The 18,406-nt window shown below is 55.9% G+C and carries 16 protein-coding genes; 12 read left to right on the plus strand and 4 right to left on the minus strand.

The annotated features are described in order from the left end of the window. Positions 1-122 precede the first annotated feature (122 nt). From J2125_RS13115 to J2125_RS13145, 7 genes are all read left to right on the plus strand, one after another. Positions 123-1,373 carry an extracellular solute-binding protein gene (locus J2125_RS13115; protein ID WP_026111425.1) on the plus strand — a complete coding sequence of 417 codons (1,251 nt, stop codon included), beginning with the start codon at positions 123-125 and terminating at the stop codon, positions 1,371-1,373. Positions 1,374-1,382: 9 nt separating this feature from the next. Continuing rightward, positions 1,383-2,291: a carbohydrate ABC transporter permease gene (locus J2125_RS13120; protein ID WP_017799014.1), complete on the plus strand. Its 909-nt coding sequence runs from the start codon at positions 1,383-1,385 to the stop codon at positions 2,289-2,291. Further along, on the plus strand, positions 2,281-3,120 hold the full coding sequence (locus J2125_RS13125) for a carbohydrate ABC transporter permease (protein ID WP_017799013.1): 840 nt from the start codon (positions 2,281-2,283) through the stop codon (positions 3,118-3,120). The genes J2125_RS13120 and J2125_RS13125 overlap by 11 nt, the downstream gene beginning before the upstream one ends. A 2-nt stretch (positions 3,121-3,122) precedes the next feature. Then, a complete protein-coding gene (locus tag J2125_RS13130; protein ID WP_017799012.1) occupies positions 3,123-4,070 on the plus strand; it encodes a carbohydrate kinase family protein in 948 nt (315 codons plus the stop codon). A gap of 3 nt (positions 4,071-4,073) precedes the next feature. Continuing rightward, positions 4,074-5,162, plus strand: coding sequence for an ABC transporter ATP-binding protein (locus J2125_RS13135; RefSeq protein WP_017799011.1), 1,089 nt, complete (start codon positions 4,074-4,076; stop codon positions 5,160-5,162). A 104-nt stretch (positions 5,163-5,266) separates the two neighbouring features. Next, positions 5,267-5,914: a Qnr family pentapeptide repeat protein gene (locus J2125_RS13140; RefSeq protein ID WP_017799010.1), complete on the plus strand. Its 648-nt coding sequence runs from the start codon at positions 5,267-5,269 to the stop codon at positions 5,912-5,914. A gap of 188 nt (positions 5,915-6,102) precedes the next feature. Beyond that, a complete protein-coding gene (locus J2125_RS13145; RefSeq protein WP_026111424.1) occupies positions 6,103-6,867 on the plus strand; it encodes an AraC family transcriptional regulator in 765 nt (254 codons plus the stop codon). On the opposite strand, the gene leuA is transcribed toward J2125_RS13145, so the two are convergent. Continuing rightward, positions 6,849-8,540, minus strand: a complete 1,692-nt coding sequence (leuA, locus tag J2125_RS13150) for a 2-isopropylmalate synthase (protein WP_017799008.1) — start codon at positions 8,538-8,540, stop codon at positions 6,849-6,851. The genes J2125_RS13145 and leuA overlap by 19 nt on opposite strands. Before the next feature lie 142 nt (positions 8,541-8,682). Here leuA and J2125_RS13155 point away from each other — a divergent pair, with 142 nt between their 5' ends. After that, positions 8,683-10,326, plus strand: a complete 1,644-nt coding sequence (locus J2125_RS13155) for a dihydroxyacetone kinase subunit DhaK (protein ID WP_017799007.1) — start codon at positions 8,683-8,685, stop codon at positions 10,324-10,326. A 133-nt stretch (positions 10,327-10,459) separates the two neighbouring features. Here the strand turns inward: J2125_RS13155 and sbmA are convergent, their stop codons facing one another. After that, positions 10,460-11,701 carry a peptide antibiotic transporter SbmA gene (sbmA, locus tag J2125_RS13160; protein ID WP_017799006.1) on the minus strand — a complete coding sequence of 414 codons (1,242 nt, stop codon included), beginning with the start codon at positions 11,699-11,701 and terminating at the stop codon, positions 10,460-10,462. Positions 11,702-12,029: 328 nt separating this feature from the next. Here sbmA and J2125_RS13165 point away from each other — a divergent pair, with 328 nt between their 5' ends. The 3 genes from J2125_RS13165 to J2125_RS13175 are packed head-to-tail and all read left to right on the plus strand — an operon-like array spanning position 12,030 to position 15,876. After that, complete coding sequence (locus J2125_RS13165) at positions 12,030-12,770, plus strand: gluconate 2-dehydrogenase subunit 3 family protein (protein WP_017799005.1); 741 nt, start codon at positions 12,030-12,032, stop codon at positions 12,768-12,770. 2 nt (positions 12,771-12,772) lie between these two features. Beyond that, positions 12,773-14,557 carry a GMC family oxidoreductase gene (locus J2125_RS13170; protein WP_026111423.1) on the plus strand — a complete coding sequence of 595 codons (1,785 nt, stop codon included), beginning with the start codon at positions 12,773-12,775 and terminating at the stop codon, positions 14,555-14,557. Between the two features lie 11 nt (positions 14,558-14,568). Continuing rightward, complete coding sequence (locus J2125_RS13175; protein WP_026111422.1) at positions 14,569-15,876, plus strand: cytochrome c; 1,308 nt, start codon at positions 14,569-14,571, stop codon at positions 15,874-15,876. Positions 15,877-15,917: 41 nt separating this feature from the next. Here the strand turns inward: J2125_RS13175 and J2125_RS13180 are convergent, their stop codons facing one another. After that, positions 15,918-16,241 carry a cupin domain-containing protein gene (locus tag J2125_RS13180; RefSeq protein WP_017799002.1) on the minus strand — a complete coding sequence of 108 codons (324 nt, stop codon included), beginning with the start codon at positions 16,239-16,241 and terminating at the stop codon, positions 15,918-15,920. A gap of 18 nt (positions 16,242-16,259) precedes the next feature. Beyond that, on the minus strand, positions 16,260-17,426 hold the full coding sequence (locus J2125_RS13185; RefSeq protein ID WP_017799001.1) for an oligogalacturonate lyase family protein: 1,167 nt from the start codon (positions 17,424-17,426) through the stop codon (positions 16,260-16,262). A gap of 246 nt (positions 17,427-17,672) precedes the next feature. On the opposite strand from J2125_RS13185, the gene J2125_RS13190 reads away from it, so the two are divergent. Next, entirely contained in the window at positions 17,673-18,311 is a 639-nt protein-coding gene (locus J2125_RS13190) for an RpiB/LacA/LacB family sugar-phosphate isomerase (RefSeq protein ID WP_017799000.1), read from the plus strand. Positions 18,312-18,406: the final 95 nt, after the last annotated feature.

The following is an 18,406-nucleotide window of genomic DNA, read 5'->3' on the forward strand; positions in this document are numbered from 1 at the left end:
CTTGCAAATCACCTGCATGGGCCGCGATGCTGTCAGTTCGTTGCTCTTATTTTAACCTCCATTAAATCAATCAAATTGATTTAATAAATCGCCCATATTCGCAGCGTTACCGGAGAGAGAGAATGAAAAGTCGATTTACCCCCCGCCTGACGGCTTGCATGCTGGCGCTGATCGCCGCGACCACTTCGTCACAGGTGTTCGCCAAAACCGCGATCAACGCGCTGTTTATGACGCAGGCGGCCTACAGCGAAAACGATATTCGCGCCATGACCAGCGACTTTGAAAAGCAGCATCCTGATATCAGCGTTAACCTTGAATTCGTTCCTTACGAAGCGCTGCATGACAAAATCGTCGCGGCGCGCGGCGCTGGCAGCAAAGGCTATGACGTGGTGCTGTTCGATGCTATCTGGCCAGCTGAATTTACCAAATTCGATCTGCTGCAGGATGTCTCGGCACGCATCAAGCCGGAAGAGAAAGAGAAGGTGTTCGCCGGGGCGATGAATACCGTGGTGTACAAAGGTAAAACCCTCGGCATGCCGTGGATCCTCGATACTAAATATCTCTATTACAACAAAGCGATGCTGGCTAAAGCCGGGATTACCACGCCGCCGCAAAGCTGGCAGCAGGTGATGGAGCAGTCGGAACTGCTGAAGCAGAAGGGCATTGTGAAGTATCCACTGGTGTGGAGCTGGTCGCAGGCGGAAGCGCTGATTTGCGACTACACCACGCTGGTATCGGCGTTTGGTGGTCAGTTTTACCAGAACGGTAAGCTGAACTTTAGCAGCCCGGCCTCGCTGCAAGCGGTCAACTATATGAAGAACTCGCTGGATAAAGGCGTCACTAACCCGAACTCACGCGAGTATCTGGAAGAGGATGTGCGTAAAGCTTTCTCCAATGGCGATGCGGCGTTCGCGCTGAACTGGACCTATATGTACAACATGGCCAACGATGCAAAACAGAGCAAAGTCGCGGGTGATGTCGGTATCGTACCGGCGCCTGGCGATGCGCCGGGTAAAGCGTCGGCGGTCAATGGTTCGATGGGATTAGGTATCGCCAAAGCCAGCGAACATGCGGATCAGTCATGGCAATTTATCAGCTATATCACCTCGCAGCCGGTGCAGGATAAATATTCCCGTCTGAGCCTGCCGATCTGGAAAAGCTCGTATGACGATCCGGCGGTGCAGAAAGGCCAGGAAGAGCTGATTGCCGCGGCGAAAAAATCACTGAATGTGATGCTGTCGCGTCCGGAAACCGCGGATTATTCGCGCCTGTCGAACTCACTGCAACAACAGCTTCAGCAGATCCTGCAAGGCCAGGTGACGCCAGAAGCCGGGATGCAGGCCGCGACCAAAAGTGCAGAGCGTTTGCGCTAAGGAAACACGATGCTGAGTTTGTCGCAACGCGAGCATCGTCAGGCATGGGTACTGCTAGTACCCATGCTGGTTGTGATGTTTCTGCTTACCGCCTGGCCGCTGGGCCGCACCATCTGGTTAAGTTTTACTGATGCTGCGCTGATTGGCAGTGGCACATCGCCGCTGTATATCGGGTTTGAAAACTATGTCTATGCCTTAACCGATGCCGATTTTCAGGCGTCGATTCTGCGCACCCTCTGGTTTACGCTGGTTTCGGTGGCAGTTGAGGGGGTGATCGGCGTGCTGGTGGCGCTGTTACTCAATCAGAAATTCCATGGCCGCAACCTGCTGCGGGTGCTGGTGATTCTGCCATGGGCGCTGCCAACCATTGTTAACGCGATGATGTGGCGCCTTAACTTCAACCCTGATTACGGCAGCATTAACGCCATGCTGACGCAGCTGGGGATTATCGACAACTATCGCAGCTGGCTGGGTTCGCCGGATTCGGCGCTGAATGCGGTGATGCTGGCCGATATCTGGAAAAACTATCCGCTGGTGACGCTGCTGGTACTGGCGGCGTTGCAGTCGATTCCTGAGGATCTGTATGAAGCCGCGCGGCTGGATGGCGCTTCGGCGTGGCGTCGTTTTCGCGCGATTACTTTTCCGGCGATCGTCGCCCCGCTAAGTGTGGCGCTGGTATTGCGTACCATTGATGCTTTTAAGATTTTCGACATCATCTATGTGATGACGCGCGGCGGTCCGGTCGACAGCACCAAAACCCTCAGTTTCTTTGTCTATCAGGAGTCGTTCAGCTATCTGCGTGCGGGTAGCGGCGCGGCTTACGCCATCCTGATGACCCTGATGTGTGCGGTGCTGATCGCTATCTATATGACCATGCTGCTGCGTCAGCGCCGCCGGAGTACCGCCGATGAAACGTAAAATCCGTACGCTGTTGCGCTATGCCGCGGCGCTGCTGGTAGCCGCCTCAATCCTCGGGCCAATGCTGTGGCTGTTTCTGATGAGCGTCAGTTCAACCAGCGATCTCACCCGCATTCCGCTGGAATGGCTGCCGCGTCAGTGGGACTTCAGCCGTTACGCGCAGCTGGTATCGCTGGATGCCGATCAGCCTGGCGCGCTGTTCCTGCATGCGCTGTGGAACAGCCTGCTGGTGGCGACCGGCGCAACGGCGGTTTCACTGCTGCTGGCGATCCCGGCGGCATTCAGCTTCTCGCGCTATCCGGGCCGTGATGGCTGGCTGTTTGGCAGCCTGGCGATCTATATGGTGCCGCCGGTAGCCTTTGTGTTGCCGCTCTACTTTGTGCTGCAACAGCTAAGTCTGCTCAACACCCATCTCGGCCTGGTGCTGGTTTACTGCTCGCTGATCCTGCCATTTCTTACCTGGATGCTGAAAAATCAGTTCGACGCCTTACCGCTGGATATTGAACAGGCGGCGCGGCTCGACGGTTTGCGCGTCTGGCAGGTGCTGCTGCGTATTACACTGCCACTGGCGAAGCCGGTGCTGGGCGCTTCGGCGCTGTTTGGCTGGCTGCTGGCGTGGGATGAGTTTTTCTACGCGCTGCTGTTTACCAGCAATATTCAGGCGCAGACCTTGCCGGTGACGATTGCCGGTTTCACCGCCGGACGCGCTACTGATGATGGACTGATTGCCGCCGTCGGGATTATGGCGTCGGTTCCGCCACTGTTGATCGCCATCTGGTTACAGAAAACGCTGGTTAGCGGTCTGGCCAGCGGCGGCAGTAAGGGTTAAGCATGGACAGAACAATTAACGCCACGCTGTATGTGGTGGGCAACATTAACGTCGATTTAATTATGAGCACGCTGCACCACTGGCCTGCGCCGGGTACGGAAACCATGCTGGAGCACAGCGAGCTGCGCCCTGGTGGCTCAGCCGGTAACTGCGCGCTGGCGCTGGCGGCGATGCATGTGCCGCATCGCGCCGTCGCTAATCAGGGTTGCGATGGTTTCGCCAGCTGGCTGGCGGGATATTTTGCCGACAGCGCCACGCACTGGCCGCGCTATCAGTGTGAAACGTCGCTGACAGTGGCGGTGACCCATCCCGATAAAGAGCGTTCGTTTATCAGCAATCAGGGCCATATCGTACGTCTGACGGCGGAAGATGTGTTGCAGCAACTGCCATTGCGCGCGCAGCCCGGCGATATCGTGCTGCTGTGCGGCGCCTTTCTCTGCACCACGCTGTTTGCCGCTTATCCGCAGCTGTTAGCCACGCTGCAACAGCGCGGGTTTGTGGTGGCGGTGGATACCGGCTGGCCGCCGCAGGCGTGGAGTGATGACTTGCGCCAGCAGCTTCGCAGCTGGCTGGCAGATTGCGATTATCTGCTGCTGAATGAAGTGGAAACCCTGGGTTTTGCCGGTCTGCCGACGCTGGAAGCCTGCGCACAGGCGCTGGCGGCGCAGCTGAGCGGCAAGGGCGCCTGCGTGGTGAAGTGCGGCAGTGATGGCGCGCAGCTGTGGCAGCCGGATGGTCATTTGCAGGTGGCGGCGCGGGCGATCGAGGTGATTGACACCATTGGCGCCGGTGACAGTTTTAACGCCGGATTTCTCAGCGCTCTGCTGTGCGGCGAACCGCATCAGCTGGCGCTCCAGTGGGGCATCGAAGTGGCGGCCCATGCGATCAGCAGTTCTCCGCGTCAGTACCCTGACTGGCAGACCCTGCAACAACGAATTAAGGAGTGCTGAGCCATGGCCAGCGTAGAACTTGTTAAAGTAGCCAAGCGCTATGGCAAACAGACGGTGCTGAATCCGCTGGATCTCACCATCCCTGACGGCAGTTTCACCGTTTTAGTCGGACCTTCCGGCTGTGGCAAATCGACCCTGTTACGTCTGCTGGCCGGGCTGGAGACGCTGTCGGCTGGCACGATCCTGATGGATAACCGGCCGATCAACGATCTTGATCCGGCGGATCGCGATATGGCGATGGTATTCCAGAGCTATGCGCTCTACCCGCATTTAACCGTGGCGGAGAATCTGGCGTTTCATATGCAGGTGAAGAAGATCAAACGCGAAGAGCAGCAAACCCGGGTCGCGCGTATTGCCGCGATCCTTGGCATTGATAAGCTGCTTGCTCGCTATCCGCGTGCGCTCTCCGGCGGCCAGCGCCAGCGCGTGGCGATGGGGCGAGCCATGGTGCGCAATCCGCAGGTGTTTCTGTTCGATGAGCCGCTATCTAACCTGGATGCCCAGCTGCGGATGGAGTTACGCGCCGAGATCAAATCACTGCATCAGCGCTTTAAAACCACCATGGTGTATGTCACGCACGATCAGGTGGAAGCGATGACGCTGGCGGATCAGATTGTGGTGATGCGCGATGGGCTGATCGTCCAGCAGGGCGCGCCGCTGGCGATCTATGATCGTCCGGTCAATACTTTTGTCGCACGCTTTATTGGATCGCCGCCCATGAACCTGCTGGAAGGCACACTGCTGAGCCACGGCGGACAGCCCGGAGTGAGCTGTGGCGAGCTGTGGTTCGCTCTGCCCGCAAAGTGGCATGCCGCCGCTGCGGCGCAGGGGGATAAGCCGGTGATTATCGGCATCCGCCCGCACGATTTTATGCTGGACAGCCGTATTGGCGATCTGCCCGCCGCCACCTTAATCGTCTCCGAGGTGACCGGTGAAGCAAGCCTGCTGCATCTTGACTGGCGCGGCTTTGCGCTGCATGTGCAGTGCGCCGGACGGGTGGCGACGCAGCCAGGTGAATCACTGCAGCTGGCCATCAAAGCGGAAAAAATGCATCTGTTTGATGCCGCCAGTGGCCAGCGTTTAATCGACTAAATGTCATTCGCCTGGCAGTACGTGCGCTGCCAGATGAATTTAATTGCATCTCCGCCAGCGCCTCGCTACCATCAAAATAACTGGTTAAAATTACAGGTATAATGATGGCGAAGTTGCTGTTGCGTGATGAAAAGATTGAACGTAATCGCTTTAGCGGTGAAAAGATTGCCGATGCGGTATTTATTAACTGCGATTTCTCCTCTGCCGACCTGACGGATACGCAGTTTACGGATACGCAGTTTTATCATCGTGACAGCGAGCTGGGCTGCAACTTCAGTCGGGCAAACTTAAAGGACGCCAGTTTTACCCGCTGCGATCTGTCGATGAGCAACTTCAGCTATGCCAGTCTGCTGGGTGTTGAGATCCGCGAATCGATGTTGCAGGGCGCGGATTTTCGCAACGCCAGCTTTATGAATCTGATTGCGCCAAAAGTGTGGTTTTGCAGCGCCTTTATCACGAAGAGCAACCTGAGCTACGCCAATTTCGCCAATGTGGTGCTGGAAAAATGTGAACTATGGGAAAACCGCTGGACCGGCACCCAGGTGGCGGGCGCTAAATTTAGCGGTTCCGACCTCTCAGGCGGCGAGTTTGCCTCATTTGACTGGCGCACGCTGGATGTGACGCACTGCGATCTGACCAACTCCGTTCTTGGCGAGCTGGATATCCGTTATGTGGATCTGCAAGGGGTGAAATTAGACAGCCTGCAGGCGGCGGAATTAATGGAACGTCTTGGGATTATGGTGATGGGGTAGGGGCTGCTATCCAGACGGGAGCTGATAACGGCTCCCCTACGGTTTTCAGCTATTCCCGTCGTAGGGGCGGCGTTTTCGCCGCCCATGCCAATAGTTTGCACCATACTTTCATGCACACGAAACCCTCTTTCCAGCAGCCTGAAACTTTTATGCTATTGTTAAAACTGACGGTTTTTGGCAGAGCATTCATGACGACCACAGTAAATTTTTCTTTCGCCTCGCGACCTTTAATCCCTTATGCCCAGGACTATCTGCACGGTGCTTTTGAGCCAATGCATCAGCATAACTGCGCCCAGTTGATTCATACGCTAAGCGGTGTGGTGCGGGTAGAAACCGCACAGGGAAACTGGATAGTGCCGCCTGGCCGTGGTGTCTGGCTGCCGGCGGGCACCGAACATGCATTGCAGATTACCGGTCAGGTGGCGGCGCGGACGCTGTTTATCGACTCACTGGCGCGGGCGGATTTACCGGCCAGCTGCCGGGTAGTGCAGGTCTCGCCGCTGCTGCGTGAACTGATTATTAATGCGCTGGATCTGCCGGAAAGCTATCGGCCCAATAGCCGCGCGGAACGCATCTATGAGCTGATCCTGGATGAGATTCGGGTGATGTCGGAGCTGCCGTTTTATCTGCCGCAACCGCAAAGCGCCAGATTAATGCAGTTGTGTCAGCAGGTACGCGCCGTGCCGGGCGAAAGCTGGTCGCTGGAGCAGGCTGCCGATCGCTTAAACATCAGCAGCCGCACCCTGTCGCGCCATTTTAAGCGCGAAACCGGCTTGCAGTTTAGCGACTGGGTAAGACGCGCCAGGCTGCTGTCAGCGCTGACGCGTCTGGCGCAGGGGGAATCGGTGCTGCGGGTTTCGCTCGATCTCGGCTACGAAAGCCATAGCGCCTTTAGCGCCATGTTTCGCCGTATCCTTGGCGTTTCGCCCAGCGACTATTTCCCGTTGAAGTAGTTCTGCTGTTGCAGATGGCTGCTCAGCGCATTTAACAACGCCTGTAATGATGCGCGCGCCACATCGTTATCAATGCCGACCCCCCAGGCCGCCTGATTATCGGCAAAAGTACAGCGAATATAAGCCACCGACCGGCTGTCGCTGCGCTGTCCAAGGGTATGTTCATGGTAGTCCTGAATCGATAGTGGCAGATCGAACGCCTGGCTCAGCGCCTCTGCTGCTCCTGACAGCAGGCCGTTGCCCTGGCCCTGAATGGCTTTACGTTGCTCACCCAGCAGCAGTTCAGCGCTGAATTTCAGCTGGCCGTTAGCCTGGCTCTGGCTGCGGTATTCGCCCAGCGCCAGCGGCATCGGATCGCGCAGACCATACGCTTCACGGAACAGCTGCCAGATACTGGCCTGCGTCATCTCTTTGCCGTGGCCGTCAGTTTGCTCCTGTACCCGGCGGCTAAAGTCCTGTTGCAGGGTACGCGGCAGCGACAGGCCGTGATTCTGCTCAATCATCCACGCGGCGCCGCTTTTGCCTGACTGGCTGTTAACGCGGATCACCGCTTCATAGCTGCATCCGATATCGGCCGGGTCGAGAGGCAGATAGGGCACTTCCCACCGCGCATCCTGCTGCTGCTGACGGGCGGCAAAGCCCTTTTTAATCGCATCCTGGTGCGAGCCGGAGAAGGCGGTAAACACCAGTTCACCGGCATAGGGATGACGCGGATGTACCGGCAACTGATTGCACTGCTCGACGACATCGACAACCTGTTTGATCTGGCTGAAATCGAGATTCGGCGGCACGCCCTGGGTATAGAGATTCAGCGCCAGCGTCACCAGGTCAACATTGCCGGTGCGCTCGCCGTTGCCAAACAGGCAACCTTCAACGCGGTCGGCGCCAGCCAGCAGCGCCAGTTCGGCGCAGGCAATACCGGTGCCGCGGTCATTATGCGGATGGACGCTGATACAGACCTGCGCACGCTGCGAAAAGTGGCGGCAGAAATACTCAATCTGGTCGGCGTAAACGTTCGGCGTGCTGACTTCGACGGTGGCGGGTAAGTTGATAATCATCGGCCGTTCGGCGCACGGCTGCCAGATTTCCGCCACCGCTTCACAAATTTCAAGCGCGAAATCGGCTTCGGTAAAACAGAAGGTTTCCGGTGAATATTCAAAGGTCCAGTTTGTCTCCGGCTGCGCGGCGCACTGCTGACGAATCTGCTTCGTTGCGCTGACCGCCAGCTGGATAATGTCCTCTCTGCTCTGGCGGAACACCAGACGGCGGAACACCGGCGCAGTGGCGTTATACAGGTGCAGCGTGGCGTTTTTTGCCCCCTGCAAGGCCGCAAACGTGCGTTCAATCAGGTCGGCACGCGCCTGGGTCAGCACCTGAACTGACACATCATCCGGGATGCGCTGCTCTTCAATCAGCTGACGCACAAAATTGAAATCGGTTTGTGAAGCGGAGGGGAACGCCACTTCGATCTCTTTAAAGCCACATTGCAGCAGCAGTTCCCAGAACAGCAGCTTACGCGCGCTGTCCATCGGCTCCGCCAGCGCCTGATTACCGTCACGCAGATCGGTAGAGAGCCAGCGCGGCGCGCGGGTCAGGGTATTGTCAGGCCACTGACGGGCATCCAGTTTCAGTGGGGGGAAAGGGCGGTATTTTCCTGCGGGTTGCGTCAGCATAAGGTTTTCCTGATTTATGGCGTATCCCCCATTTTTAATCAAAAGCGCGGCGGCAATCTCGCGCATAACTGACAATCACTAACTTATTCAGGACAACTGTTGTCTACCTTTAGTCATAGTCCAACACCTTGAGAGGATTTCGATGAATCAGTTTTTTATGAACGAAAAAAGCGATCTGGTGAATGAAGCGATTGAAGGGGCGCTGATCAGCACGCCATTTCATAACCTGAGCAAGCTGGAGGTAGACGCGGATATTCGTGTAGTGGTGCGCAACGACTGGGATAAAAGCAAAGTAGCGCTGATCTCTGGCGGCGGTTCCGGTCACGAACCGGCGCATGTCGGCTTTGTCGGCAAAGGGATGCTGACCGCGGCGGTGTGTGGCGATATCTTTGCTTCGCCAAGTGTGGATGCGGTACTGACGGCGATTATCAATGTGACCGGCGATGCCGGTTGTCTGCTGATTGTAAAAAATTATACCGGTGACCGGCTCAACTTTGGTCTGGCGGCGGAAAAAGCGAAAAAGCTCGGCTATCAGGTCGAACTGGTGATGGTCAAAGACGATATCTCGCTGCCGGACAATCCACAGCCACGCGGTATCGCCGGAACGGCTTTAGTGCATAAAATTGCCGGTTATGCCGCTGAGCAGGGGCTGGCGCTGGCGGACGTGGTGAAGCGGGCGAATCAGGCGATTGAGCAGACCAACAGTATCGGGCTGGCGTTTGGCACCTGCCATATTCCGGGCGAAGCGCGCGATGAGCGTGTTGATGCCGGGCATAGCGAGTTAGGCATGGGGATCCACGGTGAGCCGGGCGTGACGACGCTAAAAACCCAGAACAGCCGAGAAATTGTCGCCATCGTTAGCGAAAAGCTGCAACAACTGCTGACTTCCGATCAAAAAGTCGCCCTGCTCAGTAATAACCTTGGTGGTTTTTCCGCGCTGGAGATGGCGGTGCTGACGCGCGAAGTGCTGGCCTCGCCGCTGGGTGAGCAGATCACCCATCTGATTGGTCCTGCTACGCTGGTCAGCGCGCTGGATATGAAAGGTTTCTCCCTGTCGACGCTGGTGCTGGATGCGGACACTGAACAGGCGTTACAGGCGCCGGTAGAGGCCTCTGGCTGGCAGCCGCTGGTCACCCTGCAACCGTTAAAATTGCAGCAGGGTGAGAAAGCCGCGCAGCAACTCAGCTTCCCACCGTCGGCAAATGCGCCGAACGGCGGGGTTGTCGCCACTGTCTGCGAGACGCTGATCGCGCTGGAGAGTGAACTGAACAAGCTGGATGCGCGGGTCGGTGATGGCGATACCGGCTCCACCTTTGCCGCTGGTGCGCGCAAAATTCTTAAACAACATCAACAAAATGAATTGCCGCTGGATAAACCGGATCAGCTGCTGACGCTGGTGGGGGAACAGCTGGCGGTGGTGATGGGCGGCTCCAGCGGCGTGCTGATGTCGATTATGTTTACCTCCGCCGGGCAGAAGCTGGAGCAGGGCGAATCGCTGGCGCAGGCGCTGCAATATGGCCTGCAGCGTATGAAGCACTACGGCGGCGCGCAGGTGGGCGATCGCACCATGGTGGATGCGCTGGAACCGGCATTTAGCGCGCTGGCCGCCGGCAAAGATCTGGCCGCCGTGGCAGAGGCGGCGCGGAAAGGCGCGGATTCCACTGCAGAGATGACCGCCGCCAAAGCCGGGCGCTCATCCTATCTGAATCAGGATAGCCTTAACGGGGTAAAAGATCCCGGCGCTTATGCGGTTGAGCAGGTGTTTGCGCGTTTGAGTCAGCCCTGACATATACGAGGGGGAGAACCTCCCCCTACGTTCAGTCCAGCTGAAGAGCCTGGACTGGCGCCAACGCAACGCCATAAAGAAAGGCCAGGTTTCAGCTGCTGTTCTGGCAGAAGTCAGAGCAAAAGCGAAAGCATTAATCGGCGGGTGAGTCAGAGAGAGAATGTCTGCTCGTTATCTCCCCCTCCAGCACCTGTTCAAAGCTGCGCAGACGTTTATAGATCGACATCAGTTCTACCAGCGTCGACCAGGACGTGATCAGATACTGGAATGACGCGCGCACCTGATCAAATACGTTGATGATCTGCTGCATCAGGCCGAGGGTGATGGTGCCGGCAATAATTGACGGAAACAGCACAAAAATGCCAAATACCGTATCCACCTGCAGATACAGAATGCGGGTGATATTGAAGTAGAGATAGTGAAAATAGAGACGAAAATAGTTAAAGCGCACACGGTGAAACAGCTCATGGGTGGTGGCCGGGGTAGCGCGATCAGGGTTATCTTCCCCATATACCAGCTCCTTACGATAAGCGGCTTCAACGCGCTGATTACGGAACTCCAGCCCCGGTAATTTTATCCCCACCGCCGCCAGTAAGCCGGTACCAAACAGTGACCACAGCAGCGCGGCAATCACCAGCGCATAAGGCACTTTGCCGAGAATCGGTACGCTTTCCACATGCTTTGACAGCGCCACCAGCACCGGCAGAAAGGCAATCAGCGTCATAATCGCCTTAATCAGATTGATGCCCCAGTCCTCAAGAGTGCTGGAGAAACGCATGGTGTCTTCCTGCACACGCTGAGCCGCGCCCTCAATGCCGCGTAGCTGCTGCCAGTGCGCCATATAGTAATTATTCATCGCCGTGCGCCAGCGGAAAATCCAGTGGCTGACAAAAAAGGCGCTCAGCACGCCAATCACTACCGCAATCAGCGCAATACCGAGAAACGCCTCTAACTGCTGGTAAAACACCGCGATTTTAATCGAATTCGGATGGCCGAGGGCATTCTGAATCAGGTCGTAAAATGGCCCATACCAGGCGTTGATCGCCACCCCTACCTGCACATCAAACCAGGTGACAAAGATAATTAACGCGCTGCCAAAGATTGACCAGTATTGCCAGCGGTGTGGGCTCAGGAAGCACCACGCCAGTGCGAATAATCCTGTTACCAGCAGATAGTAGCTATAGAACCACAGCTCTGAAGGCTGAATAAAGCGCAACGCATTGTCAGGTAAGGTTTTACTGGCGTATTGCGCCATGCTGCCATAATGGAAAATAAGATCGCTGCCGCCTTCAAACCAGAAAAGTATCGCCAGCAAGCTCCAGACCGCTGCACTCATAAAGAACAGCGCTGGCCGGGGGAAAAAGGACTTGAACATAGGTGCTCCGCTATTGTTGTCAGGGTGTTATAGCGTCATTCACTGTTTACAGTCTGTGGTGGGTTGTGTCCGGGCGTAACAAATGCGCTGCGACTTAGGATTATTCTCATTAATTCGCGCGAAGTGATACGAAAATGTTAAGCATTTTGTGTGGTTTTGTTTCCATGGCATGAATATTCCCTACAAACTCTGTTAGAATAGTCAGGCTTGTTACCGGTAACAATTAAGGTGGCAGCCAGATACCCCGCAATAACCAAAATAAAAACGATAAAACCGCTATTTAACTGTTTATGCGCGCCGCAGTGCGGCAGCGTGTTAAGGCAATGTAATGTCACAAGAAAAAACAGGCAGCACCAGGAGAGATTTCCTTCTGAGAACCATTTCGCTGGCTCCGGCGGTGGCGATTGGCGGCAGCGGTATCGGTTCGCTGGCGCTGGCAGCAGAGGCTCAGGCAAAACAGAGCAATGTCCCTGCTGCGCCACAACAGGCGAAAGATTATCAACCGACATGGTTTACTCGCGAAGAGTACGCGTTTCTGCAGGCTGCGGCTGCCCGTCTGATCCCCGCTGATGAGCGTGGCCCGGGGGCGCTGGAAGCGGGCGTGCCGGAGTATATCGATCGCCAGATGAACACCCCTTATGCCACGGGCAACAACTGGTATATGCAGGGGCCGTTTGATGCCGATGCCGATCCGGCGCTGGGCTATCAGCTGCCGCTGGTGCCGCAGCAGATCTACCGTCTGGGTCTGGCTGATGCCGACGACTACGCCACCGCGCAGCATGGCAAAGTCTTTGCGGAACTTTCCGCGTCACAGCAGGACGCCCTGTTGCAGGCGTTTGAGAGCGGTAGCGCCGAATTTAAGCAGCTGCCAGCCAAAGTCTTTTTCTCTTATCTGTTACAGAACACCCGTGAAGGCTTCTTCAGCGATCCGGTCCACGGCGGCAATCAGGGTATGGTCGGCTGGACGCTAATCGGCTTCCCGGGCGCCCGCGCTGATTTTATGGACTGGGTAGAGCGCGGCGAACAATATCCGTTCCCGCCAGTGTCGATTCGTGGGGAAAGAGCGTAAGCATGGCAAATGAAATGAAAAAAGTGGATGCGGTGATTGTCGGTTTCGGCTGGGCCGGATCGATTATGGCGAAAGAGCTGACCGAAGCAGGACTGAATGTGGTGGCGCTGGAACGTGGTCCGCATCGCGATACCTATCCTGATGGCGCCTATCCGCAGGTGATCGACGAACTGACCTATAACGTACGCAAAAAACTGTTCCAGGATCTGTCGAAAAGTACCGTTACCATCCGCCATAATGCGGCGCAGACTGCCCAGCCTTATCGTCAGCTGGCGGCATTTTTGCCGGGCACCGGCACCGGCGGCGCGGGTCTGCACTGGTCGGGCGTCCATTTCCGCGTTGACCCGATTGAGTTGCGGATGCGTAGCCACTATGAAGAGCGCTACGGTAAAAACTTTATCCCGGATGGCATGACCATTCAGGACTTTGGCGTTAACTACGACGAGCTGGAACCGTTCTTCGATCAGGCGGAAAAAGTATTCGGTACCTCCGGTTCGGCGTGGAGTATCAAAGGCAAAGTGGTCGGTAAAGAGAAGGGCGGCAACCCGTTTGCGCCAGATCGCTCCAGCGACTTCCCATTGCCCGCGCAGAAACGCACTTTCTCGGCGCAGCTGTTTGCCAAAGCGGCAGAATCCGTGGGCTACCATCCCTATGATCTGCCGTCAGCAAATACCTCCGGCCCTTACACCAATACCTATGGCGCGCAGATGGGGCCGTGCAACTTCTGTGGCTATTGCAGCGGTTACGCCTGCTATATGTATTCCAAGGCCTCACCTAACGTAAATATCCTGCCAGCACTGCGTCAGGAACCGAAGTTTGAGCTGCGCGTCAACTCCCATGTGCTGCGCGTTAATCTGACCGCCGATAAAAAACGCGCAACCGGCGTAACCTATATCGATGCGCAGGGACGTGAACAGGTACAACCGGCCGATCTGGTGATCCTCTCCGCTTTCCAGTTCCACAATGTGCATCTGATGCTGCTGTCCGGAATTGGCCAGCCCTATAATCCGCTGACCAATGAAGGCACGGTAGGGCGCAATTTTGCCTACCAGAATATCTCCACCATCAAAGCCTTCTTCGATAAAGATGTGCATACCAATAACTTTATTGGTGCGGGTGGCGCCGGCGTGGGCATTGATGACTTTAACGCCGATAACTTCGATCACAGCAAATATGGTTTTGTCGGGGGGTCGCCATTCTGGGTGAATCAGGCGGGGGTGAAACCGATTTCCGGCCTGCCGGTGCCGCCGGGCACGCCAGCCTGGGGCAGCCAGTGGAAAGCCGCGGTGGCCGATCACTATACCCACCATGTATCGATGGATGCCCATGGTGCGCATCAGTCGTATCGCGCTAACTATCTCGACCTCGATCCTAACTACAAAGATGCTTATGGCCAGCCGCTGCTGCGTATGACCTTTGACTGGCAGGATAACGACATCAAAATGTCGCAGTTTATGCATAACCGCATGCATACCATTGCCGAAGCGATGAATCCAAAGCTGATCACCGGCGCGCCGAAAAAAGCGGGCGCTCACTTCGATACCACCGTTTATCAGACCACCCATATGAACGGCGGCGCGATTATGGGTGAGGATCCGAAAACCAGCGCCATTAACCGTTACTTGCAGAGCTGGGATGTGCCGAACGTATTTGTTCCGGGCGCATCGGCCTTCCCGCAGGGGCTGGGCTATAACCCGACGGGCATGGTGGCGGCGCTGACGTACTGGTCGGCTAAAGCTATCCGTGAACAGTATCTGAAAAACCCCGGTCCGCTGGTGCAGGCATAAGGATGATGGCGATGAAAACCTGGATATTAGCCCTGTCACTGGGCGCAATGATGTCTGGCGCGCAGGCGCAGGATGGCAGCGATCTGATTAAACGCGGCGACTATCTGGCGCGCGCGGGCGACTGCGTGGCCTGTCATACCAGCAAAGGGGGCAAACCCTTTGCTGGTGGTCTGCCGATGGCGACGCCAATTGGCACGATATACTCCACCAATATCACGCCGGATAAACAGAGCGGGATTGGCGACTACAGCTACGACGACTTCCAGAAAGCGGTACGTCATGGGGTGGCGAAGAACGGCGATACGCTCTATCCGGCTATGCCTTATCCCTCTTATGCGGTCGTCAGCGATGAGGATATGCAGGCGCTGTACGCTTACTTTATGCATGGTGTCGCGCCGGTTGCGCAGGTGAACCAGGATAGCGATATCCCATGGCCGCTGTCGATGCGCTGGCCGCTGGCGATATGGCGCGGCGTCTTTGCACCGGATGTTAAAGCCTTCCAGCCAAAATCGGGTGAAGATCCGCTGCTGGCGCGTGGTCGCTATCTGGTGGAAGGGCTGGGGCACTGCGGCGCCTGCCATACGCCACGTAGTATCACCATGCAGGAAAAAGCGCTGAATGATGATAAAGGCAGCGACTATCTTGCCGGCAGCAACGCGCCGATCGATGGCTGGAACGCCAATAATCTGCGGGGCGATAACCGGGATGGTTTAGGCCGCTGGAGCGAAGACGATCTGGTGCAGTTCCTGCGTACCGGTCGCAACGATCATACTGCAGTGTTTGGCGGGATGAGCGATGTGGTTGAGCACAGTCTGCAACATCTGACGGCAGAAGATGCGACAGCGATTGCCCGCTATCTGAAATCACTCGGTGCGCGTGATCCAAACCAGGTGGGCTTTAAGCCGGACGATAGCGTAGCGCAGGCATTGTGGCGTGGCGATGACAGCAAAACCGGTGCAGCGCTGTATGTCGACAGCTGCGCGGCCTGCCATAAAACCGATGGCAGCGGCTATAAGCGCTTCTTCCCGGAACTGCGCGGCAATGCGGTAGTACAGGCGGACGATGCGACTTCACTGATCCATATCGTTCTGACCGGTAATACTCTGCCTGGCGTGAAGGGCGCGCCGTCGTCGATCACCATGCCAGCTTTCGGCTGGCGCATGAACGATCAGCAGGTGGCGGATGTGGTCAACTTTATCCGCACCAGCTGGGGCAATAGCGCCAGCAGCAGCGTCAGCGCGCAGGATGTGGCGAAAGTGCGGAAAGATGAAACGGTGGTCAGTCATCAGGGCAATGCAGATATTGAAAAACTGCAGTAATCACAGGGGCGGCGTTTTCGCCGCCCTTCTTTAATCAGCTCTCAGGAAAGAAAATCTTCGCGCTGCGGCGTAAAGGTATCCAGCAGGGTGCCCGCTTCCAGACAGACACAGCCATGAACCACATGCGGCTGCTTATACAGCGTATCGCCTGCGCCCACTTCATGGGTCACACCATCAATAGTAAACGCAAAACGTCCTGACAATACATAGGTCAGCTGCTCATGAGGATGGTGATGTAGTGGCCCGATCGCATCTTTGGCGAAATTCACTTCCACCGCCATCATACCGCCGCTATGCGCCAGAATTCGCCGCGTCACGCCGTTGCCTAAATCTTCCAGCCTGGTCTCTTTTTTAAAGGTAAACATAAGGGGGTCCTGTAACGGTTAAGCGGTTATTGGATCGGGCAGCGCAGCGAGATAGAGCGCGGGTTGTCCCTGATAATCAGAGGTAAACAGCACCTGACGACCATCCGGCGTAAATGATGGATGCGGATGGGTGACCTGACGATCGCCATTCAGCACGCGCCATGAACTGTTATGCGCCGCCAGACGGAAATAGCTGCGTTGCGCGACATCAAACACATACAGCCAGGGATCATTATCGATAGTGTAGCCATCGGTATCCTGCACATCGACCGGCGTACCGGAACCGTCGCCGACCAGCAACGTGCCATTCTCATTACTCATCAGATGCGAGCAGGCAGGCATGGTCATCAGCACTTCGTTGTGCTGCGTATCCGGATTAAAGCGGCAGATCTGACGATCCGGGCGATCCTTATGATAGGAGACGTAAATCAGCGCTGATCCATCTGGCACCCAGAATTCATGGGTGCAGCTTTCGCCCGGCGCGTGATCTTTCACTTTGCGTATATTGCTGCCATCTTCGTTGATCAGCCACATACGTGCGTCGATCAGATCGTGTGGTCCTTCATGGCAGAAGGCGACGGTGCTGTTGTCATGCGGACGGTAAATCGGATGGCCCAGCCACAGATGCTGCTGATGAATAGTTTGTGCCGCGCCGCTTTTCAGGTCGATACGCTGCAGGCGACAGTGCGGGTTTTTCTCAAAGAAACGCTGGAAAATTTGCCAGTCGGTCAGCGGTTCCCAGTCTTCACGGGCAATTTCAATCCCGACCAGCTGCGTGCAGTCGCTGTTTGCCACCCAGGTGCCGTAACCGACCCAGTCAGCCGGTACCTGGTAAATGCTGGTTTCTTCCAGCGTGGCAAGATCGACGCGTTGCAGGCTACGTTCATTTTTGACGTACCACAGATAGCGATCGTCATCTGACAGAAAACCGCCAAAAGTATTATCGCCTTTGCCTTCCGTCAGCTGGATCGCCTGCTGCTGCTGCAGATCGAGCAGGTAATAGTTGCGATTGCCATCGAATTCGGCGGCGAACAGCAGATGGTTACCGTCACGGGTAAAACACTTTTGATAGAAGTAATTACGGTGACAAAGGACTTCCGGCGGCGTCAGGCGGGTGATGGCCGCCCCGGTTTCCGCATCCCGAAAGTGGTGGAAAGGAAGTGTAATACGTAAGCCCTTCGCCATGCTCTTCTCCTTATCAGACAGGCTATGATTTTTTATTGAAACGTTGTTTCATAATTAAGGCAAGCATATCCTTTTCACGTCAGCTGCCGAGCGGCAACCGAAGGATTTGCGAGCAGGGTCACAATAAATGGCGCAGAATTTTACCAGGGTCAGAGACATTCGCAGATAAAAATGAAACAATGTTTCATAAATCTGGTGGTGACAACCACCCTCTGTTCCTTAGCCAATGAAGTAAAGGGGAGAACCATGAAAATTGCACTGATGATGGAGAACAGTCAGGCGGGTAAAAACGCCGTGGTATTGAAAGAGCTGCAGCAGGTGGCCGCCAGCAAAGACTACCCGGTTTACAACGTCGGCATGAGTGATGAACAGGATCACCATCTGACTTATATTCATCTCGGCATTATGGCCAGTATTCTGCTGAACGCGAAAGCGGTGGATTTTGTTATTACCGGTTGCGGCACCGGGCAGGGCGCGCTGATGTCACTGAATATCCATCCGGGGGTGATCTGTGGTTACTGTATCGATCCGGCGGACGCCTTCCTGTTTGCGCAAATTAACAATGGTAATGCGCTGGCGCTGCCGTTTGCCAAAGGCTTTGGCTGGGGCGCTGAACTGAACCTGCGTTTTATCTTTGAGAAAGCCTTTACCGGTGAAACTGGCCAGGGCTATCCGCAGGAGCGCAAAGTGCCACAGGTGCGTAACGCCGGTATTCTGAATCAGGTTAAAGCGGCGGTGGTGAAAGAGAACTATCTCGATACTCTGCGGGCGATAGATCCTGAGCTGGTGAAAACCGCAGTCAGCGGCCAGCGTTTCCAGCAGTGCTTCTTTGAAAACTGTCAGGATAAACAGATCGCAGATTTTGTCCGTCAGCTGGTGGCATAACCAAAAAAATAGCGGCATCGCAGGATGCCGCTGTAGTTGTCAAAGATTTTGCCGATTGATGCCGGCGACTTTTTCCTAAGCTTGAAACTATGGCA

Source organism: Winslowiella toletana (assembly GCF_017875465.1).
GTDB lineage: Bacteria > Pseudomonadota > Gammaproteobacteria > Enterobacterales > Enterobacteriaceae > Erwinia > Erwinia toletana.